Source organism: Candidatus Propionivibrio aalborgensis (assembly GCF_900089945.1).
Classification (GTDB): Bacteria; Pseudomonadota; Gammaproteobacteria; order Burkholderiales; family Rhodocyclaceae; genus Propionivibrio; species Propionivibrio aalborgensis.
In genome coordinates this window covers 22838-42285 of sequence record NZ_FLQY01000124.1, presented here as the reverse complement: position 1 = coordinate 42285, position 19448 = coordinate 22838, and the positions used below count along the sequence as shown (strand labels likewise).

Below are 19448 nucleotides of genomic sequence, written 5' to 3'. Positions count from 1 at the left end.
GGCTTCGTCCAACTACCAAGGTTAGATCGTGCTCGTGAAGCGAGCCACGATCTGAACCCTTTGAACCCGTCCCTTGCGCGGCTTCAAGCACGATGGCGCGCTTTTCCGGATAGCGTCTTTATCACCTTCGTACGTCAAGTCGACCCTTGACCGCGACTAAATACTTCCGAATACTCCCGAATTCTCCGGCAAAAGTGGCATCGATTTTCCTATCCTTGCGCAATGGCCCTTGCGATCCTGGCGCTGACCCCCACATTGATGTATCTACCCACTCCCGAGGAGCGCGCTTTATGGACAATCAAGTGATGACCATCGAAGCCTCGTCTGCGCTGGAGCGCACGACGCATATCGTTTACGCGCTACACGCACTGGGCCTGGCGCTGGGCGCGTTCGGCGCTGCCACCGTGATCGGCTCTTTTCTGTTCGGCTGGCCATCGATCATCGCGGTGATCGTCAATTACATCTACCGCGGCGAGGCGCGCGGCACTTGGCTCGAGTCGCATTTCGACTGGCAGATCCGCACCTTCTGGTATGCGCTGGCCTGGGCGCTGCTGGTCGGCCTGATCTCTCTGCCGCTGACACTGGTGATCATCGGCTTCGGGACCTGGGTAGTCGGCCTGTTCATTCTCGGCGTGTGGGCCATCTACCGCGTCGCGCGCGGTTGGTTGCGCCTTAACGCACGCCAGCCGATGCCCGCATAGACTCCGTATCGTTGCAATCCAGGTTGCGCTGCGGCTTCCAGTCATCGCGGCGCGGTCGATTTCGACGCCGACAACAGCAGGGAACGGCCAGCCAGCCTGTGGCTGCGCGGCGAACGCTGCCACCTCTTTGATGCGGCGGGGCACGCACTGCCGCGTCTGCCCTCTTGACCGTATCGCCAACAACCAGGCGATATGCCGTCCGGCATGGCCACCGACCGAAGGCTCATCGGGTTATCATCATCAATTCGCGAGCTTCCCGGTCCCTTGACAGGTCACTACATGAAAACCCAACTTGCTCTGCCGACACTTCTGCTTACCTTTGCCGCCATGTGGTCAGCACCGATTCACGCGGCCGAGGCGGACGGTCGCCAACTTGTCGAAATGCCGCCTGAAGCGCGCGCCGAGTTGCGCGCTGAAATGCTCGATTTTCAAACGGCACTGCATTTGATCGTCGGTGCGCTGGCTGAGCAGCAATTCGCCACAGCCGCAGAAATTGGTGAAACCAAAATGGGCATTTCAGCCATGGGACGCCATCGCAACGCGGCGCCGAATGCACGCCCCGGCATGTTCATGCCCAACGATATGCATGCCATCGCTCGCTCGATGCACACCGCCAGCAGTGACTTTGCCAAGACTGCCAAGAGTGGCGACACTTCCAAAGCGCTCAGTTCGCTGTCGGCCGTGACCGGGACCTGCGTCGCCTGCCACCGCAGCTACCGCATTCAGTAGTCTCGTCACCAATGAGACCACTTCGGCGGTCCCTCTTGCGATACCAACCCGCCGATCAGGCAACTACCTGCAGCCCGACTCAAGACAGATAAGCGCTGACGCCATCGTCACGGCTACTCCGGCGAATCAGTTGCTCTGTTCTTCAAGCGTCGATACAAGGTATTGCGGCTGATCCCCAAACGCCTCGCTGCCTCGGACATATTGCCCCGGCTGACAGAAATTGTCCGGGCGATAACCGCTACGGAAAGTTCCTGAAGGGTTTCGCTCGCGGGGGCAACTTCAACCGCCCCGCTCATCCACGGAGCCGGTCGCTTGAACTCTTCGACGAGGTCGTCGGGCAGATGCTGCCAGCTGACTTGCGTCTCGTCTTCATCGAGCAACGCGCAGGCCGTGCGCAGCGCGTTGGCCAACTGCCGCAGGTTGCCGGGCCAGGCGTAATTTGCAAAGGCGGAGGCAATGGCGTCACTGAGTGAAACATCGCGCTCAGGCGCCATCTCCTTGAGCATTCGCGCCGTCAGCGACGAAAAATCGCAGCGCTCGCGCAATGACGGCAGGATCAGCGTCAGGCCGTTGATGCGGTAGTAAAGATCGGCGCGGAAGCGCCCGGCTTCCATCTCCGCCTTCAGGTTGCGGTGGGTAGCGCAGACCAGGACAAAATCCACGGGAACAGGCGCGCCACCGCCAACCGGCACGACCTCCCGTTCCTGCAAGACGCGCAGCAGCCGTGCCTGCTGCACATGCGGCATGTCGCCGATCTCATCGAGGAACAGCGTGCCGCCGTTCGCCGCGCGGATGCGGCCGGGGCAGCCTTCCTTGCGTGCCCCGGAGAACGCGCCGGGAGCGTAACCGAAGAGTTCGGCCTCGATCAGGTTTTCCGGCAGGGTGGCGCAATTCAGCGCAACAAAAGGTTTGGCACGACGCGGCCCCGAATCATGAAACGCCTTGGCAAAAAACTCCTTGCCCGCCCCCGATTCACCTTGAAGGACGAGTGCAATGGGTTTGCCGACGATGCGGCGCGCCCTGTCGATGGCGGATCTCAGTCGCGCATCCCCGGAGTCGAGCATCGACAAGGCGTCCTTGGGCGCCTCAGACTCGGTCACTGGCTGGACGACTACGCGAACCGTCGCGCGCCCAGGTTCGACGCGCACGAACAAGCGATTGCCGGTTTGTTGCACGACCGGCATCGCTTGAATGCCGCGTCTGCGCCCCCAGTCAACGAGATCGGCAGGGCGCAATTGCAATACTCGGGCAATCGGAGTTGCGCCGAGATCCGCCGGGCACAAACCAAGCAGCGCCAGTCCCGACTTGTTGGCTCCGACGATCCAGCCGTCCTCCGAAAGCGCGGCCACGCCTTCGGCGACCGTACCGATCCCTTCGGCGAGCGGATGAAAACGTATACGCAGCGCGTCGCCATGGCGTGCTTCGAACAGACGATTCTCGATCATCTGCGCCGCCGCGCGTACCAGACTGAAAGTGTGCGGGTGGCGCCCGCGCTGGTCGCCGGAGATGTCCAGCACGCCCAGCAGACGACCGTCCGGCGCTGTCACCGTGGCGGCAGCGCAGGTGAGGAAACCGTTACGCTCAAGAAAATGTTCGGCACCGTGCACCACCACGGGGCCGGCCTCTTCCAGTGCCGTGCCGATGGCGTTGGTGCCGCGATGTCGTTCATGCCAGGACGCACCGGGCATCAGTGCCACACGTTCGGCACGCCCGAGAAAATCACTGTCCCCCAGGGTATGCAGCACCACGCCACGATTGTCGGCGAGAAGAACCAGACTGCCGGAATCGCATGTTTGCGCGCGCAGGTATTCCATGACCGGTCGCGCATGGGCCAGGAGCTCCCGCTGTCGTTCGGCGACGCGGCTGAACTGGAGTCCATCGAGGTGGGGCGCTTCCCCAAGACGTCCGAGGGGCGCCAGGCCGGCGTCGAGACAACGTCGCCAGGAGCGTGCGACTGTCGGGCCGACGAGCGTTGCGGGCGGCACTTCGCCGAGTTCGATCAACTGATTGCGCGCTTGCCGCAATGCCGCACCGGTGGGTGTGGTCAACATGTCTCTCTCCTCCAGATTTGTGGCCCACCTTATACGGCGAGTCCTTGCTCTATTTTCACCATACGCGGCCACCCGATGGGATGCAAGGCATCCGCACCCAAAGACCCGGCACCTGTGTCATTTCGTGACAGTGCGCCAGAGCGGTACGTCACCGCAGCGTGCATTTCACCTAGCCGTGTTTCCCTAATCTATTGTGAATCATGCGCTTGCATGGATTCTCGCCCTTGGCACGTTCCCTGCAACGTGAGGACAGGTACAACCGTTCGCTGTGCCGGAAAACTCAAAGGAGGAGACCCCCATGATTTACGCCGCACCCGGCGCCGCTGGCGCCAAAGTCCAGTTCAAGACCAAATACGACAACTTCATCGGTGGCAAATGGGTTGCCCCGGTCAAAGGCCAGTACTTCGACGCGATCACCCCGATCAATGGCAAACCCTACACCCAGGTCGCCCGCTCCAGCGCGGAGGACATCGAACTGGCGCTCGACGCAGCCCACGCCGCTGCCGACAAATGGGGCAAGACCGCACCCGCCGAGCGGGCCAATATCCTGCTGAAGGTCGCCGACCGCCTCGAAGCCAATCTCGAACTGCTGGCCTATGCCGATACCGTCGACAACGGCAAGCCGATTCGCGAAACACTGAACGCCGACATTCCGCTGACCATCGATCACTTCCGCTACTTCGCCGGCTGTGTCCGCGCACAGGAAGGCGCCCTGAGCGACCTCGACGAGAACACCGTGGCCTATCACTTCCATGAACCACTTGGCGTCGTCGGCCAGATCATCCCGTGGAACTTCCCGATCCTGATGGCGGCCTGGAAGCTGGCCCCCGCTCTGGCCGCTGGCAACTGCGTGGTGCTCAAGCCCGCCGAATCGACCCCGATCAGCATTCTCATCCTTGCCGAACTGATCGCCGACATTGTGCCCCCCGGCGTGCTCAACATCGTCAATGGCTACGGCCGCGAAGCCGGGATGCCGCTGGCCACCAGCAAGCGCATTGCCAAGATAGCCTTTACCGGCTCCACCTCCACTGGCCGCGTCATCGCGCAGGCCGCCGCCAACAACCTGATCCCGGCCACGCTGGAACTCGGTGGAAAATCGCCCAACGTCTTCTTCGCCGATATCATGGACAAGGACGACAGCTTCCTCGACAAGGCCATCGAAGGTTTGGTGCTGTTCGCCTTCAATCAGGGCGAAGTGTGCACCTGCCCGTCGCGCGCGCTGATTCAGGAATCGATCTACGACAAGTTCATGGAGCGCTGCCTGGCGCGCGTAAAAGCGATCAAGCAGGGAAATCCGCTCGATACCGATACCATGCTTGGCGCCCAGGCCTCGAAGGAACAACTGACCAAGATCCTGACCTACCTCGACCTCGGCAAGCAGGAGGGTGCGCAAGTGCTGGTCGGTGGCGAACAAGCCAGCCTTGGCGGCGACCTCGACGGCGGTTATTACGTTCAGCCAACGCTGTTCAAGGGCCACAACAAAATGCGCATCTTCCAGGAGGAAATCTTCGGCCCGGTGCTGGCCGTGACCACCTTCAAGGATGAAGCCGACGCGCTGGCGATTGCCAACGACACGCTTTACGGCCTGGGCGCCGGGGTGTGGACACGCAACGGAAATGTTGCCTATCGCATGGGCCGTGCGATCAAGGCCGGTCGCGTATGGACCAACTGCTACCATGCCTATCCGGCCCACGCCAACTTCGGCGGCTACAAGGAATCCGGCATCGGCCGCGAAAACCACAAGGCGGCGCTCGACAACTACCAGCAAACCAAGAACCTGCTGGTCAGTTACGCCGAACAGAAATTGGGCTTCTTCTGATTCTCTGCCCGATAATGTGCTGAGCATACGGGGGCGTTCAACCGCCCCCTTTTTCCATGGAGATCAACATGGTTGAAAAAGTCGTCGCCACTGCCGCCGCACTTGAACTGATCGAGTTGCTCAAGGACAAACATGGCCCCGTATTTTTCCACCAGTCGGGCGGGTGTTGCGATAACAGTGCCGCCAACTGTTACCTGCCCGGCGAGCTGACCATCGGCGCCGGCGACGAATACCTCGGAGACATCGGTGGTTTCCCCTTCTATATCAGCAAGTCCCAGTACGAATACTGGAAGCACACACAACTCATCATCGACGTCATCGAAGGCACCGGCGGCACCTTCTCGCTCGAAGGGCCGGAAGGCAAGGCGTTCCATACGCGTTCGCGCCTGTTTACCGATGAGGAATGGGCGGAATTGACCAGTAGCGCAAACGGCGAAGCGTAGGGAAGAGAAGAAGCGGAGAGAAGGGCTATCTGGCGGCGGCACGGGCGGCGCTCGATGTGCCGCCGCCACAACCCGTAGTCATTGAGTCGGTGGCCGAATTCCTGCGCCGGGTCAGCGGCAGTGAATGGAACTGCTGTCCGCACTGTGGACGCGGCCAGCTTTGTATGTCGGGGGTGATCCTGCCGGAACGTCGTCTGCCGACGTCAAGGGGGCCACCGTGAGCTGGCCAGGTGGCGTACGCCTCAGCGCTTGTCGAAGCAATGGAAAGATCGCTTCCAGCCGTGCTTGCGCGCTCGCGTGCCGTTCTCGTCGGTGGCGTCAGACACGCCGAACGGGATGCCCGGAATTCGGTGAATCTGGCCCTCTTGGTCCGCCGTACTCGGGATATTCCCCGGCCAACCCCTATGCCAAACGATTGACTTCCCCGGCGCCTTCCTTACAATCCCCATAACCACCGCTCTCCCGGCGGTTCAGTCCAACAAGGTTTATCCGCCAAGATGACTCCGCGCCCTCTTCTTCCTCGCCCGCGTCGGCAGATAAACGCTATTCGTTAGCCGCTATGTCGCCGGATTTCGACTCTTTAGAACGTGACGCAATGGCTTTTCCTGATGACTCGGACAGGAAGGCCATGTTGGATATGCTTGTGCGAGGTAGAGAGCTTGATGACCAATACAACAAAACCATTAAACAATGGCAAGAACGTGATCGCCTAGGGCAACGAAGAGAGTGGTTCTTGCGCATCCTCTTCTTTCTCCCACTATCTATTGCGTTAGGTTGTTTTCCTGCCCAAGGAATATTTGAAGGAAGAATCAAGAATTTCTTTGTTGATGTTTCATGGTTTTCATCCCAAGAATATCCTTACGCTTATTGGAACAGTGACCCTTACGTTTTTTCCTTTCTGGTCTTTTTCTATACCCTGATTGCGTTTGCACTAATGTGCCCAGTTCTAGGCGTCACCCATTTTGGCCGTCGTAGAAAACCAAGGACTCGAATAGAGGTTGATCGTCAGCTCAAAGAATTTGAAAAACAGGTTGCTGCAAGAAAAGACAAGATGGTTGAGGTCGGTAGCCCTTTTGGGGTCAAGACGTATAGCCCACGTGTACCGCCGGTACTTGTTGCCTTTGTCATTTCCGTTCTCTTTGTTTGTATTATTGCCGGGGTAATCAATGCTGGACGGTAGGGCTAACCCTGCGTGTATGGACTCTCTCAGAAAGCAAGAAATTGATCGATTGGGATGGCGAAGGAAGCGCATGCAGTCGTATATCCGGCATCTGGTGTGGACTCGCAATGGTCCGTGCCGACATGGAATCTGCGCACGTCGTGGCAATCACGACAAGCGGCAGACAAGAAGTTGCCGGCGGGGTTATCCCACAGGGATTTCCTTTGGTCATCGGCGTCAATCCGTGTGGATGCGACCCGTTCGGCCATGATGGGTGATCAATCTCAAAGCAAGCGCGGGACGGGAACTGCCGGGGCAGACTTGTCCACGGTGGCGGCCGCGCAGCCCCTTCTGTGGCGGAGCGGACACCGCCAGCACCGACTCGTGTAGTTTTTCATCCGCCATGCCGCCTTCACCGTTGAAGTTCTTCCTTTTCCTTGCGCTACTGGCATGCACCCCGCTCCAAGCATCGGAGCAATGGTTCCTCATGGCACGTCATGGAGAGTGCGCCAAGGTTGAGTCACTGAAACGCAAGGTTCCCGATCTCGGCGCGGTCACCGATCCGCAGTCCTTTGCGGCGCTTATGCGCAAGAATGGGTACGCCACAGCAATCACCCAACAGGCAGTTTCGAAAGGCGCAGCGTTCGAAGTTATTGTCCCGGCAAAGGAACTCTCTTTGGTGTTTGTCACCGCCGACTTATGCAGCACATTCAGCGCGAAGTGAGCAGGTCTTCGCATGCGCATGAGGCCCAATCCATCCATCAAGCCGGACGCTGCGCGATGAAACCGCGCAGCGCCGGTCACCTTGAACGTTCGAGCACCATCGCTCGCGATGCTCGCGACCTTGCCCCGCTTGTGCGGGCGGTGCCGGTCCCGAAGCGGGCGGCATTGAATTCCCCGCACGGCGGGGGTGAAACTCAACTCTATGGTTGGCAGCCATGAATACTCTCGCGCGTCTGCAGACATGGTACCTGGCTCAATGCAATGGCGAATGGGAGCATTCGTCCGGCGTGAACATTCAGTCTTGCGATAATCCGGGATGGTGGGTAACAATCAATCTCACGGGCACGGCTTTACAGACGCAGCAGTTCGCCGAAATCGCGGAAGGTGTTGATGACCTGCGTTTTGCTCTTGGCTCACATTGGCTGAGTTGTTACATCGAGAATGGCACTTGGCATGGTGCCGGTGACGAAACAATGCTGGAGCGCATCCTTGAGGTATTTCTCGGGTGGGCAGAAGACAATGTCGGTTCATTGGAGTGAGACAGATCATGCAACGAGATTTGGATGCGATCCGAGATCAGCCGCCGAGCCCGTGAAGTGTTTCATTCCGACGCTTTGGCCGCCCCCCGGATGACGCTGCGCGGTGGCTACGCCGTGGACAGCTACGACTTCGCTCCGCCACCTGACCCGGTTCTCGACAAGCCGACGGATACGTACCTCGAAACATACACTTTCTGGGGTCTCGCCCATCTCGACCCTGCTTCGTGGCGGCACTACCTGCCCCACCTGATCAACTATGCGCTCCGACACATGGACGATCCAGAAATGGCGGTTGAAGGATTGCTCCATAGTCTGCGACCACCGGATCGGGAGCCTCCACGACTAGCGTCTCTCACAGCGGAACAGGAAGCCGTGATCGTCGCACTCCTGGAGGAGGTAGCTTTCAGCGAGGATTCTGCGAACAGCGATTTTGCAATGCAGGTGCTTGAAGAATGGTGGATTCCCATTGCGCTCTACCGTCAGCGCTAACAGGATGCGCAACCGAACTGCAGCCAAGAAATCGCGCCTGCCCGTCAGCTCCACTCGGAGGTACGCCCTTGCTGGCCAAGGGATACGAAGCGCATAATCGATGCACGGGTATTGACCGTTGGGCGACCCCCCATACCTGTACCGGAGCGAAACATGACCAAGTCCACCACCACATACTGGAATGCCTTGCATCCCGAGAATCGGGAACGTTGGACGCCGATCAAAGGTATGGAGGGCAAAGCAGAAGAACTGACTCTGAGCATCGACCAGGCAACAGGTGAGTACACGAGGCTGACCCGCTTTCTACCTGGAGCCGATACGACAGAATTTGGCGGCAAGACCCACCCCTACCCTGAAGAGGTATTCATCGTCAGCGGGCGCCTCTACGACGAAGCGTTCGATCTCTGGCTGGAGTCCGGGCATTACGCCAGTCGGCCTCCCGGAGAACTGCACGGCCCGTTCAAGACTGATGTCGGGTGTGTTGTCCTGGAAGTATCATTTCCCAATCGCACCGGTGCCGGCGATGTCGCCCAAGCAATCGTTCCACCGCACACAACGTGATAGTGCCGTGTAGCTCCGGTTGGCCCCTTTCTGCAAAGAGGTTTTCGAAGCAACACCCACCAACTCCAACTCAAGGACGGAAATGCCATGAGCACAACAAGGACCATCAATGCCTATGCCGTACTCGAAGCCGGCGGTCGATTTGAGCCTTTTAGCTATGAAGTCGGCGAACTCCATCCCGACGAAGTGGAAATCGACGTTCTTCACTGCGGGATATGCCATAGCGATTTGAGTATGGTGGACAACGAGTGGGGAATGTCAAAGTACCCTCTGGTGGCCGGCCACGAGGTGATCGGAAGGATTTCCGCCAGAGGGAGCCATGTCCTGAACCTGGAGGAAGGAACGGTCGTCGGGCTGGGTTGGCACTGCGGCTACTGCGGCCACTGTCATTCCTGCAAAACCGGAGATCAGAATCTTTGCGCAGAAGCCCAATCGACCATTGTTGCGCATCACGGCGGCTTTGCCGATAAGGTGCGCGCGGATGCCTCCAGCGTAATTGCAATTCCCGAAGGGATCGATCTTGAGTCGGCCGGTCCGCTGTTCTGTGGCGGCATCACCGTGTTCAACCCGATCGTACAATTCGACGTGAAACCCACCGACAAGGTGGCTGTCATCGGCATCGGCGGACTGGGCCATATCGCCTTGCAATTTCTCAATGCCTGGGGATGCGAGGTCACGGCTTTTACCTCAAGCGAGTCGAAGCGACACGAAGCCCTGGCGATCGGTGCGCACAAGACATTGAATTCGCGCAACCAGGGCGAGATCGAATCCGCTGCCGGCACCTTTGATTTCATTATTTCCACGGTCAACGTGAAGCTGGACTGGAACTTGTACGTCAACACACTGAAACCGAAGGGACGCCTGCATTTTGTCGGGGCGACACTGGAGCCTCTCGATCTGGGCGCTTTTTCTTTGATCACTGGGCAACGCTCAATTTCGGGATCACCGGTCGGCAGCCCGGCGACTATCGAGTCGATGCTGGAATTTGCCCGGCTGCATCAAGTCAAACCCTTGGTTGAGACGTATCCGATGAGCAAGATCAACGACGCCTTTGATCACCTGAAGTCCGGCAATACAAAATACAGGATCGTGCTCTCAAACAGATAGGAATCAGCCTGCAAGAGAAAGTCGTGTTCTGAGTCCCCCGGGCACCGCTGACCGTTGCCGTTGAAGGTCCGGTTCTGCTCTCCGAAATTTCCGCCCGGTCAAGAATCTGCTTGGATGATGGTGGAAAGCAATTGCGCGCCTGTGATGCCAAAGAGATTGCCGGAGTCGTACAGCGCCAGATGGCGGTCAACAATGCGACCGAATGCTCTCATTCTCGCCCGTTGAGTCCGGCGAAGGCCGCGATTCAAATTGCGCATTTCTCATATTTATCTGTAAGAAGAATAACTATTCCCGATGTCTCCGATGGCGCTCTGAAAAGCAGGAATTTAGCCGGCTTTGGATTGTCCACTGACAGCAGCCCATTGATGACCAATCGTGAGGGGAAAAATCATGAACGAAGTACTGCCACCGCTCGGCATCCAGCGCGTCAAAGTCGTCGCGGTTTCAGTGACAAACCTTGACCGCGCGAATCGATTCTACAAGGAAAAGATGGGCCTGGAGCCAGCGTTCGAGGGAACCGAACAGGTTGGATGGTGGCTCGGCCAAGTGATCTTGATGCTCAAACCGGACTGGGCGGCGCCGACAGACACGCCGAACCCACGCGTTACGCTCGCCACGGAGCATGCCCCGGCAACGCAGGACGCATTACGCCAGCGCGGTATCACAATCGCCAACGAAGTGCAGGTCTATGGCGATTTCTACGTCGGCAGTTTTCTGGACAGTGAAGGCAACAAGCTGTGGTTTTGCTCTCCCGCAACCGCCAGCGAGCCGCCGCACGGCACATAGTGGTCGAGACTCGCCGATTTGGCCTGCCCCCGCTGACGGCCAACGCTGCACGCCCGCTACCGTGTCCCGCGAAGGTCAGCTCCGCGCCGATAGCGCGAGTAGCGCACTTCGATAAGCCCGTTCGGTTGCATCGATCGGGATAACAATCCGGAATGATCGCGGCTGCCGTTCACCCTGCATGGCCTCTTGGCCAACCACGATGAGCTTCAGCCAGTAATCATATGCATTTCCAATGAGACGCTCTGTCCGCGCCACAACATATTGCATTGCCTCCTGTATTTGTCCGTTTCTCCGATCAAGCGCCGCAATCTGTCGCTTGTAGCTGTACACCCGGCGTTGGGTAGTGCTAAGATTTGCAAATAACGACAAGGCCTTTCCCGAATTTCAGCGAGGAACAGAAAATGCCCGACAATGACCTGCAGGAAGTCTTCCTAGGTCGGCAGCCCATCCTGGATCGCAACCAGCAACTGTTTGCCTATGAGCTGCTCTTCCGTAGCGGCAGTGCTGAGAGCGGGAACTTCGCCAGTTTTGTCGATGGCAATCAGGCCACGGCCACCGTCATTACCAATGCATTTACCGAGTTCTCGATGGCCGACGCGCTCGGCCCGTATCAGGGATTCATCAAGGTCGACCATGGACTCCTTTTCAGCGACCTGATCTACGCCTTGCCGACGCATTCCGTCGTGCTCGAAATCCTCGAAACGGTAGCCCCGACGGATGAAATGCTGGCGCGCTGCCAACTGCTCCGTAGCGAAGGCTTCGTCCTGGCCATCCGCGAACGGCCGGAATCACTCGACCAGTCGCGCCCCTTGCTGAAGCTTGCCGAAGTCATCAAGGTCGATATCAGCCGTGTTGACCCGACCCGGCTGAAGCAACTGTCCACAAATCTCAAACCGCTGGAAAAAACGATTCTCGCCGAGAAAGTGGAAAGCAATGAGCAGATGCTGCTTTGCCATGGCCTGGGCTTCGATCTCTTCCAGGGCTATTACTTTGCCCACCCCACCGTGATCAAGGGCAAGAGCCTGCACACCTCTGAACTCTCGCTGCTGCGCCTGCTCGGACTGCTCAGCCAGGATGCAGACAATGCCGAAATCGAGATCGTGTTCAAACAGGAACCCATGCTGACGTTCAATCTGCTGCGTCTCACCAACTCGGTCGGCGCCGGGATGGCCACAAAAATCACGTCACTGCGGCACGCCATCACCCTGCTCGGGCGGCGGCAATTGCTGCGCTGGCTGCAACTCCTGCTCTACAGCGGCATTTCGGGCGAAAGACAGGCGGTCAATCCGCTGTTGCAACTGGCCGCCACACGCGGACGGCTCATGGAGTTGCTGGTCGAAAGGACACCGCGAGCCAAGGCTGGCGGCCAGGAGCTCATCGATCAGGCTTACATGGTCGGCATTCTCTCCCTGATGCCGACACTGGTCGGTCACAACATGTCCGACATTCTCAAGCAGTTGCCTGTTGCCCAGCCTGTCCTGGATGCGCTCGGCAGCCGAAGCGGGACCTTGGGCGATCTGCTCGGCCTTGTCGAATCGCTGGAAGAGGATGACGGTGGTGCAAATGCGGCCCACTTGCTGCACGGCATCACCGGAATCGACGCGAAATTTGCCAATGGCTGCCTGACCCGGGCACTCGCCTGGGCCAATAATCTTGCGCGTGAATCGTCCTGAGTTGCGGCGCAAACGTTCGGCATCTTTCACTCGACAAATTTTCGTCCAAAGACCTCACAAAAACAATCTGATGACAGATGTCTGAAACCCAAAGTCCGCTGATATTCCTCGGCCGCCAACCGATTCTCGGTCGCGAACAGCAACTGATTGCCTACGAATTGCTTTTCCGCGATGGCGTTCCAGCCGCGAACGGAAGCGCCGATATCACCGATCCGACTCAGGCGACCGCGACTGTCATCACCAACGCCTTTACCGAACTGGCGGCTCATGCGGCGCTCGGACCCTATACCGGTTACATCAACATTGATAGCGACCTCCTGTTCAGCGAGCTGATCGAAGTGCTGCCGCCGCAACTCGTCGTTCTTGAGATTCTCGAAAGCATCAGTCCGACGCCCGAAGTGGTTGCACGTTGCCATCAACTGCAGGACAAGGGATTCATGCTGGCGGTCGATGACATTGCCCAGATCGAGGAAGCCTATCGTCCGCTGCTCGAATTGACCGACATCATCAAGGTCGACATCCTGAAACTGGATGCCGAACGGCTTCCGCCCCTCGTTACGCAGCTCAAGAAATTCGGCAAGAAGCTGCTCGCCGAAAAGGTGGAAACAGTCAAACAGCATTCCCAGTGCCAAAGCCTCGGCTTCGATCTGTTTCAGGGCTACTATTTCGCACAACCGACAATCATCGTCGGCAAAAAACTCAATCCGACGCAAGTTGCGCTGCTTCGCCTGCTGGGCATGATCATGGATGACGCCGACACCAGCGAGATTGAAAACGCCTTCAAGGTCGAACCGGGGCTCACCGTCAACATGCTGCGCCTGACCAATTCGGTCAGTTGCGGTCTGTCGACGAAGATCACGTCGCTAAGGCACGCGATTACGATTCTGGGACGACGACAGTTGCAGCGCTGGTTGCAGCTCCTGATCTACACCAACCCCCAAGGGAATGCTCAGGGCATCAACCCGCTACTGCAACTGGCCGCAACCCGCGGACGGCTGATCGAGTTGCTGGCCGACCGTGTGCAACCGCGCAATCGCGAGTTTTCCGATCATGCGTTCATGGTCGGCATCATGTCGCTGATGCCCACCCTGCTCGGCATGACGATGGTGGACATACTCGCCCAGCTACCCGTCGCCCAGCGCGTCAAGCAAGCCCTGATCGAGCAGCCCGAACAGAGCGGCCAGCTTGGACAGCTTCTGCTTATCGCTGCCGCCACCGAAGTGACCGACCCGGTCGAGCTTGAGGAAGCGCTGCACCGTGTTCCTGCAATCAACCTGGACTTTCTCGGCAAGTGTCTCGCCCGGGCATTCTCCTGGGCCAACAACCTCGGCCAGGAGCAGGACACAACAGCCGTCGAACAATAGCCATTTTCGCTGGCTCCAATCTCCCAGACGATACCGTGAATAACGAGCTCCTTCTCGGCCGACAGCCGGTCCTCGACCAGCACCAAAAACTTGTCGGTTACGAGCTTATGTTGCAGTTGGAGGCGGGCGACAAGACCCCACCCACCTACAACCCTTCACGGGCGGCAATGCTTATTTGCGCAGCTTACGCCGAGCTGGGAATACGCAGTGCACTGGGGCGCAACATCGCCTTCCTGCGCTTTGACCCGATGTTTTTTCATGAAGATGCGATCGAGGCAATGCCACCCGACGCCGTCATTCTCGAACTAGCTCTCGAGACAGCACCGGATGCACAAACACTCGCACGCTGCCGCGCGCTGCGCGAGCGAGACTATTCGCTGGCGCTGGCCAATTATGCTGGTTTGGATGAGCGCAGCATGCCTTTGCTGAACATGCTCGACGTGATCAAGATCGACATCCGTGAACACGATGAAAACAAGCTGCGTGAACTCGCCGGCCCTCTGGCCAAACTCCCGCTCAAGCTGCTTGCCCAGGGCGTGGAGACGCAGGAAGCGATGGAACTCTCCAAAAAGGTCGGATTCGAGCTTTTTCAGGGGTACTATTTCGCCCGTCCGGAGATCGTCAGCGGACGCCGTCTCATGGCTTCACAGATCAGCCTGATTCAACTGATCAATCTCGTCAGCCGCGATCTGGATACCGCCAAGATCGAAGACGGATTCAAACACGAGCCGGCGCTCGCCGCAAACCTGTTGCGCATCGTCAACTCGGTTGGCTACGGGCTGAACCGTCGCATCAGTTCCCTGCGCCACGCCATTACCCTGCTGGGCAGGCGCCAATTGCAACGCTGGCTGCAACTGCTACTCATGACCCCGGCAGAGGAAACACCCGACCCCAGCAGTTCCCCGCTGCTGCAGGTCGCTGCGCTGCGTGGGCGCATGATGGAATTATTGCTTAGACATAGCTATCCGCGTAACGGTACGCTGGCTGATCAAGCCTTCATTACCGGCATCATGTCGATGATGCCCACCGCGCTGGGCCTGCCAATGCACGAAATATTCGAGCAAATCGCACTTGAAACCTCGGTCATGGAGGCGCTTACCTCGCATGCGGGGGTTCTCGGCAAAACCCTGGCCCTTCTTGAATGTTTCGACGCAGACGATAGCCAAGGCTGCATGCACATGCTTGACCAGTTGCCCGAAGCCGGCCTGAGTTTGGGCACGCTTAACAGCTGTCTGGTCGAATCGCTTCGCTGGGTCAACGGCAGCACCGAAGATCGCTAGTTTTAGAATTCGCGCAACCTGCTATCAGGCCTTGGCGAGATCGATTCCTGGGGCGATAATGTTCCCACGCAACTTGCTGCAGTTTTTGCAGTTGATGTGCATATTTCTTTTACCCTCACCTGATCCTGCACCATGCCAATCTCAAACTATCTGGACACATCGCCCCAACTGGCCGAAAGAATCTTCCTCCACGAATCGTCACAAGTCATTGGAGACGTTCGCCTTGGCGATGACGTATCCGTTTGGTGCAACACCGTCATACGTGGGGATGTCAATCATATTATTATCGGGCGCTGCACCAACATCCAGGATTTTGTGATGTGCCATGTATCGCACAAGAACGAGAACAAGCCCCTTGGCTCACCGCTGATCATCGGTGACTATGTAACCGTCGGGCACTCGGCGGTTCTGCACGGTTGTGAAATCGGCAATGACTGTCTCATCGGCCTCGGCTCGATTGTCATGGACGACGCCAAGATTTCCAGCAATGTCATGCTCGGCGCTGGCAGCCTGGTTTCGCCCGGGATGCATCTGGAAAGCGGGTTCCTTTATGTAGGGCGGCCAGCAAAACGGGTACGCCCGTTATCCACTTCCGAACTGGCCTATCTCCGCTACTCCGCAGAGCACTACCTGCGCGTCAAGAACAACTACCTTGCCGGCCAGGCCGCCAATGGCGGCGACTGATTCTGTCGCTGAACTTTCACCTTAGCCTTGGAATCGCACTTCTGACTTGAATCAACCAGTGGAAAAGGAATGATCGGGCTATCGGGACACAGCGGAGAAAGATGATGTACGCGTACCCGCCGTCAATCAATGCTCGCCAGTTTCGACTTCGCCAGCGGCGGGTTCTTGGCGAAGTATTTTCGAATGCCCGAAATGATAGCCTCGGCCATTTTGTCTTGGTACGCTTCGTCGTTCAGACGCCTTTCTTCCTGCGGATTCGAGATAAAGGCCGTTTCGATAAGGATGGACGGAATATCAGGCGCCTTGAGTACGGCAAAGCCCGCCTGCTCGACGCTGGCTTTGTGCAAGGTGTTGATGCCACCAATTTCCCCGAGCACCGCTTTGCCGAGTTTCAGACTATCGCTGATCGTGGCCGTTTGCGACAGATCGAGCAGCGTGCGTGCCAGCATCGGATCCTTGACATCGAGATTGACGCCGCCAATCAGATCGGAGGCATTTTCCTTTTGCGCCAGGTAGCGTGCCGCAGAACTCGATGCACCGCTCTCGGACAAGGCGAAGACAGACGAACCGTGAGCATCCGGTCGGATGAAGGCATCGGCGTGTATCGATACGAACAGATCGGAGCGAATGCGGCGCGCTTTCTGTACCCGCACGTGCAAAGGCACAAAATAGTCTGTATTGCGCGTCAATACCGCGCGCATGTTCGGCTCGGCATCGATCTTCGCTTTCAGGCGTTTGGCTACTGCCAGCGTGACATGCTTTTCGTAACTGCCGCCACGCCCAACGGCACCCGGATCTTCACCGCCGTGCCCGGGATCGAGCGTAATTGTTATCAGGCGATCCACCACGGGCCTACCCTCCCGTGACCGGCTTGCCTTGTTTTCGGCATTCTGTACCGCTTTGTCCTCAAGCCGGTCGCCCGGGCTGGCGGGCGATGGTTCGCTCTTCTGAAGCAGAGAGAGTAACGGATCCGGGGATTCAAGCGGGTAAACATCAAGCACAAGACGATGCCCGTATTCTCCCGCCGGGGGCAGCTCGAATACCTGAGGATTGACTTCGTTCTTGAGTTCCATGACCAGACGCACAACACCCGGCTTGAAACGTCCGGCACGTAACAGCTTGATGTTCGGATCGTCCGCCGCAACCTTGTTGCCCAGCGCTTGAAGGACGCTGTTGAACTCGATGCCTTCGAGATCAACGACCAGCCGGTCCGGATTCCTGACACTGAAGTGAGTGAATTTCAGCGGCGTATCGCATTCGATGGCCACACGCGTGTAGTCATCAGCCGGCCAGACGCGAACGGCAAGAACGCTTGGTTTACGATTAACCGCGGCACGACCGACCGGGCTGACCAACAGTACCAGCGACGCACCTGCGAACTTGATCAGCTCCCGACGCGCGGCATGCGGTTGATGAGTGCGGTTAGACATCGCTGCCCAGCCTCGCTGTGCGCAACGATTTCGAGATCGCGGCCCGATTCCGGTTGGCCCGCTGCAAAGCGAAGCACAATGGACAGATCGGCTGGCGGCACATACCCTGCCGCCTTGTCGGGCCACTCGACCAAGCACACTGCATCATCGCGAAAGTATTCACCAAGTCCGGCATCTTCAAACTCTTCTGGCTCGCTGATTCGATAAAAATCAAAGTGATACCAGTATAAGCTCGAAACTACGTAAACTTCAACCAGTGTGTAGGTAGGGCTTTTGACTGGCCCGACGTGGCCAAGCCCTCGCAACAGGGCGCGAACAAGCGCCGTCTTGCCGGAGCCAAGATCACCGTTCAGCCAGACGACCATGCCAGGCGCCAGCAATGGCGCCAGTTCACGCCCCAGGACCATGGTCGTCGCCTCGTCCGGCAAATACATGGTCACGGTCGATAGATCACGATCGGAACCAACAACAGGACTATGATTCGGGCTATGCAAGAGTTGAACTCCGATACACGCACTCTGACGGCAAGCGCCTGGAACGGTTTTGATTTTGTCGCGCTGGTCAAAAAAATCAAAAACTGGGGGAAAGAGCTGGGCTTTTCCGAGCTCGGCATCGCTGGAGCCGACGTTTCAGCCACAACACCGAAACTGCTACGCTGGCTTGAACTTGGCCGCCACGGCGAAATGAATTATATGGCCAAACACGCCGCGTTGCGCGCCCAGCCGGAGACACTGGTGCCCGGAACGCTATCCGTTGTGACGGCTCGCCTTCCCTATTTACCGGCGGCAGCCGAATGCGAGCAGGTGCTTGGCAACCGCGAACTGGCCTACATTTCGCGCTATGCGCTTGGCCGCGACTATCACAAGACAATTCGTAACCGGCTGCAGAAACTGGCCAATCGGATCCATGGCGAAATTTCACAGTCGGAGCAAGAAAGCAGTTTTGCTTACCGCGTATTTTCCGATTCAGCCCCGGTCATGGAAGTCGAATTCGCGCGTCAGTCTGGAATTGCCTGGCGCGGGAAACACAGCCTGGCGCTGACCCGGAGTGGATCCTGGCATTTCCTCGGCGAGATCTACACCACGCTACCTCTTCCGCCGGACGAACTGATCAGCGAACACTGCGGTACCTGCATCCGATGCCTTGAAGCCTGCCCGACTGCCGCCATCGTCGCGCCCTACGAAGTCGACGCCCGCCGCTGCATCTCGTACCTGACCATCGAGTTGGCAGGCCCGATCCCGGTCGAACTGCGACCCCTGATCGGCAATCGCATCTATGGCTGTGACGACTGCCAGCTCTGTTGTCCGTGGAACGAATTTGCACAGCTCGGCGACCCCGATTTTGCCGTGCGAAACGGGCTTGATGCGACATCCCTCGCGACGCTTTTCTCCTGGAACGAACAGGCATTCATGACCCGCCTGGAGGGGAGCCCAATTCGCCGCATCGGTCATACGCGCTGGCTGCGTAACATTGCCGTCGCCCTTGGCAACGCAGCAAATACGGCAGAAGCGTCTGCTGCACTCAGTACACGCCTGGAACATCCTTCAGCACTGGTTCGCGAACACGTCCGTTGGGCACTGGCGCAAATACATTCCGATAGCTCTTGATTTCCTTCGGTTTTCCGATATCATTCAGTCGACAAGCAGTATCGCAACGAGCATGGGATGAGCGTAGAACTTGAGTCTCTTCTGGCTCGATTTTCGGACGATACCATTGACCGTGGTCGGAGCAACACACCGGCCTCTGAAACAAGGCAAACCCGTCGAAAGACGGCGTCGCAAAGTTACCGGCCTACCGCCGCATCATAACGGCAACGGCAGCGGGACTACCAGAAAGCGGGGTTGATCGTGATTCAGCTTTGCCAGTACAACCAAACCTGCAATACATCGCGTCCGACCGCCCTGTTGATT

The 19448-nt window shown here is 58.1% G+C and carries 19 protein-coding genes and 1 riboswitch; of the genes, 16 read left to right on the top strand and 3 right to left on the bottom strand.

Annotated features, from left to right (window positions below; translation table 11 throughout):
• The first annotated feature begins 290 nt into the window (after positions 1 to 290).
• Positions 291 to 701 carry a DUF4870 family protein gene (locus PROAA_RS07660; protein WP_222102153.1) on the top strand — a complete coding sequence of 137 codons (411 nt, stop codon included), beginning with the start codon at positions 291 to 293 and terminating at the stop codon, positions 699 to 701.
• A 279-nt stretch (positions 702 to 980) separates the two neighbouring features.
• The gene (locus PROAA_RS07655) at positions 981 to 1430 is read left to right on the top strand and encodes a cytochrome c (protein ID WP_186410775.1); all 450 of its coding nucleotides are present in this window, start codon (positions 981 to 983) and stop codon (positions 1428 to 1430) included.
• Between the two features lie 113 nt (positions 1431 to 1543).
• Here PROAA_RS07655 and PROAA_RS07650 read toward each other — a convergent pair whose 3' ends face one another.
• A complete protein-coding gene (locus PROAA_RS07650) occupies positions 1544 to 3481 on the bottom strand; it encodes a sigma-54-dependent Fis family transcriptional regulator (protein WP_186410774.1) in 1938 nt (645 codons plus the stop codon).
• Positions 3482 to 3779: 298 nt separating this feature from the next.
• On the opposite strand from PROAA_RS07650, the gene exaC reads away from it, so the two are divergent.
• From exaC to PROAA_RS07585, 13 genes are all read left to right on the top strand, one after another.
• Positions 3780 to 5300, top strand: coding sequence for an acetaldehyde dehydrogenase ExaC (gene exaC, locus PROAA_RS07645; protein ID WP_186410773.1), 1521 nt, complete (start codon positions 3780 to 3782; stop codon positions 5298 to 5300).
• Positions 5301 to 5368: 68 nt separating this feature from the next.
• The gene (locus tag PROAA_RS07640; RefSeq protein WP_186410772.1) at positions 5369 to 5743 is read left to right on the top strand and encodes a DUF779 domain-containing protein; all 375 of its coding nucleotides are present in this window, start codon (positions 5369 to 5371) and stop codon (positions 5741 to 5743) included.
• Positions 5744 to 6338: 595 nt separating this feature from the next.
• A complete protein-coding gene (locus PROAA_RS07635) occupies positions 6339 to 6923 on the top strand; it encodes a hypothetical protein (protein WP_186410771.1) in 585 nt (194 codons plus the stop codon).
• 466 nt (positions 6924 to 7389) lie between these two features.
• Positions 7390 to 7626 (top strand): hypothetical protein, encoded by a 237-nt coding sequence (locus tag PROAA_RS07630; protein WP_186410770.1) that lies wholly within the window; start codon positions 7390 to 7392, stop codon positions 7624 to 7626.
• A 214-nt stretch (positions 7627 to 7840) separates the two neighbouring features.
• Positions 7841 to 8164: an immunity 53 family protein gene (locus tag PROAA_RS07625; RefSeq protein WP_186410769.1), complete on the top strand. Its 324-nt coding sequence runs from the start codon at positions 7841 to 7843 to the stop codon at positions 8162 to 8164.
• Positions 8165 to 8188: 24 nt separating this feature from the next.
• Positions 8189 to 8653, top strand: coding sequence for a DUF6714 family protein (locus PROAA_RS07620; RefSeq protein WP_186410768.1), 465 nt, complete (start codon positions 8189 to 8191; stop codon positions 8651 to 8653).
• 153 nt (positions 8654 to 8806) lie between these two features.
• Positions 8807 to 9214, top strand: coding sequence for a cupin domain-containing protein (locus tag PROAA_RS07615; RefSeq protein WP_186410767.1), 408 nt, complete (start codon positions 8807 to 8809; stop codon positions 9212 to 9214).
• Positions 9215 to 9301: 87 nt separating this feature from the next.
• On the top strand, positions 9302 to 10321 hold the full coding sequence (gene ahr / locus PROAA_RS07610; protein WP_186410766.1) for an NADPH-dependent aldehyde reductase Ahr: 1020 nt from the start codon (positions 9302 to 9304) through the stop codon (positions 10319 to 10321).
• 390 nt (positions 10322 to 10711) lie between these two features.
• On the top strand, positions 10712 to 11107 hold the full coding sequence (locus PROAA_RS07605; RefSeq protein ID WP_186410765.1) for a VOC family protein: 396 nt from the start codon (positions 10712 to 10714) through the stop codon (positions 11105 to 11107).
• 401 nt (positions 11108 to 11508) lie between these two features.
• Positions 11509 to 12780 (top strand): EAL and HDOD domain-containing protein, encoded by a 1272-nt coding sequence (locus tag PROAA_RS07600; protein WP_186410764.1) that lies wholly within the window; start codon positions 11509 to 11511, stop codon positions 12778 to 12780.
• 77 nt (positions 12781 to 12857) lie between these two features.
• Positions 12858 to 14144 carry an EAL and HDOD domain-containing protein gene (locus PROAA_RS07595; RefSeq protein WP_186410763.1) on the top strand — a complete coding sequence of 429 codons (1287 nt, stop codon included), beginning with the start codon at positions 12858 to 12860 and terminating at the stop codon, positions 14142 to 14144.
• Positions 14145 to 14179: 35 nt separating this feature from the next.
• Positions 14180 to 15424, top strand: coding sequence for an EAL and HDOD domain-containing protein (locus PROAA_RS07590; RefSeq protein WP_186410762.1), 1245 nt, complete (start codon positions 14180 to 14182; stop codon positions 15422 to 15424).
• 132 nt (positions 15425 to 15556) lie between these two features.
• A complete protein-coding gene (locus PROAA_RS07585) occupies positions 15557 to 16108 on the top strand; it encodes a gamma carbonic anhydrase family protein (protein WP_186410761.1) in 552 nt (183 codons plus the stop codon).
• 122 nt (positions 16109 to 16230) lie between these two features.
• Here PROAA_RS07585 and PROAA_RS07580 read toward each other — a convergent pair whose 3' ends face one another.
• Both PROAA_RS07580 and tsaE read right to left on the bottom strand, forming a co-directional pair.
• Complete coding sequence (locus tag PROAA_RS07580) at positions 16231 to 17538, bottom strand: N-acetylmuramoyl-L-alanine amidase (RefSeq protein ID WP_186410760.1); 1308 nt, start codon at positions 17536 to 17538, stop codon at positions 16231 to 16233.
• Positions 17493 to 17972: a tRNA (adenosine(37)-N6)-threonylcarbamoyltransferase complex ATPase subunit type 1 TsaE gene (tsaE, locus tag PROAA_RS07575; RefSeq protein WP_186410759.1), complete on the bottom strand. Its 480-nt coding sequence runs from the start codon at positions 17970 to 17972 to the stop codon at positions 17493 to 17495. The genes PROAA_RS07580 and tsaE overlap by 46 nt, the downstream gene beginning before the upstream one ends.
• Before the next feature lie 54 nt (positions 17973 to 18026).
• Here tsaE and queG point away from each other — a divergent pair, with 54 nt between their 5' ends.
• Positions 18027 to 19145 (top strand): tRNA epoxyqueuosine(34) reductase QueG, encoded by a 1119-nt coding sequence (gene queG / locus PROAA_RS07570; RefSeq protein ID WP_222102152.1) that lies wholly within the window; start codon positions 18027 to 18029, stop codon positions 19143 to 19145.
• A gap of 135 nt (positions 19146 to 19280) precedes the next feature.
• Positions 19281 to 19371: riboswitch (cyclic di-GMP riboswitch) on the top strand.
• Positions 19372 to 19448: the final 77 nt, after the last annotated feature.

What these genes read in the sequence shown, in the direction of transcription:
- tsaE (WP_186410759.1), bottom strand. Translation starts at nt 17,972, where the DNA reads ATGTATTTGCCGGACGAGGCGACGACCATGGTCCTGGGGCGTGAACTG.
- PROAA_RS07650 (WP_186410774.1), bottom strand. Translation starts at nt 3,481, where the DNA reads ATGTTGACCACACCCACCGGTGCGGCATTGCGGCAAGCGCGCAATCAG.
- ahr (WP_186410766.1), top strand. Translation starts at nt 9,302, where the DNA reads ATGAGCACAACAAGGACCATCAATGCCTATGCCGTACTCGAAGCCGGC.
- PROAA_RS07630 (WP_186410770.1), top strand. Translation starts at nt 7,390, where the DNA reads ATGGCACGTCATGGAGAGTGCGCCAAGGTTGAGTCACTGAAACGCAAG.
- PROAA_RS07640 (WP_186410772.1), top strand. Translation starts at nt 5,369, where the DNA reads ATGGTTGAAAAAGTCGTCGCCACTGCCGCCGCACTTGAACTGATCGAG.
- PROAA_RS07595 (WP_186410763.1), top strand. Translation starts at nt 12,858, where the DNA reads ATGTCTGAAACCCAAAGTCCGCTGATATTCCTCGGCCGCCAACCGATT.
- PROAA_RS07660 (WP_222102153.1), top strand. Translation starts at nt 291, where the DNA reads ATGGACAATCAAGTGATGACCATCGAAGCCTCGTCTGCGCTGGAGCGC.
- PROAA_RS07655 (WP_186410775.1), top strand. Translation starts at nt 981, where the DNA reads ATGAAAACCCAACTTGCTCTGCCGACACTTCTGCTTACCTTTGCCGCC.
- queG (WP_222102152.1), top strand. Translation starts at nt 18,027, where the DNA reads ATGCAAGAGTTGAACTCCGATACACGCACTCTGACGGCAAGCGCCTGG.
- PROAA_RS07605 (WP_186410765.1), top strand. Translation starts at nt 10,712, where the DNA reads ATGAACGAAGTACTGCCACCGCTCGGCATCCAGCGCGTCAAAGTCGTC.
- PROAA_RS07615 (WP_186410767.1), top strand. Translation starts at nt 8,807, where the DNA reads ATGACCAAGTCCACCACCACATACTGGAATGCCTTGCATCCCGAGAAT.
- PROAA_RS07635 (WP_186410771.1), top strand. Translation starts at nt 6,339, where the DNA reads ATGGCTTTTCCTGATGACTCGGACAGGAAGGCCATGTTGGATATGCTT.
- PROAA_RS07600 (WP_186410764.1), top strand. Translation starts at nt 11,509, where the DNA reads ATGCCCGACAATGACCTGCAGGAAGTCTTCCTAGGTCGGCAGCCCATC.
- PROAA_RS07620 (WP_186410768.1), top strand. Translation starts at nt 8,189, where the DNA reads ATGCGATCCGAGATCAGCCGCCGAGCCCGTGAAGTGTTTCATTCCGAC.
- exaC (WP_186410773.1), top strand. Translation starts at nt 3,780, where the DNA reads ATGATTTACGCCGCACCCGGCGCCGCTGGCGCCAAAGTCCAGTTCAAG.
- PROAA_RS07580 (WP_186410760.1), bottom strand. Translation starts at nt 17,538, where the DNA reads ATGTCTAACCGCACTCATCAACCGCATGCCGCGCGTCGGGAGCTGATC.
- PROAA_RS07585 (WP_186410761.1), top strand. Translation starts at nt 15,557, where the DNA reads ATGCCAATCTCAAACTATCTGGACACATCGCCCCAACTGGCCGAAAGA.
- PROAA_RS07625 (WP_186410769.1), top strand. Translation starts at nt 7,841, where the DNA reads ATGAATACTCTCGCGCGTCTGCAGACATGGTACCTGGCTCAATGCAAT.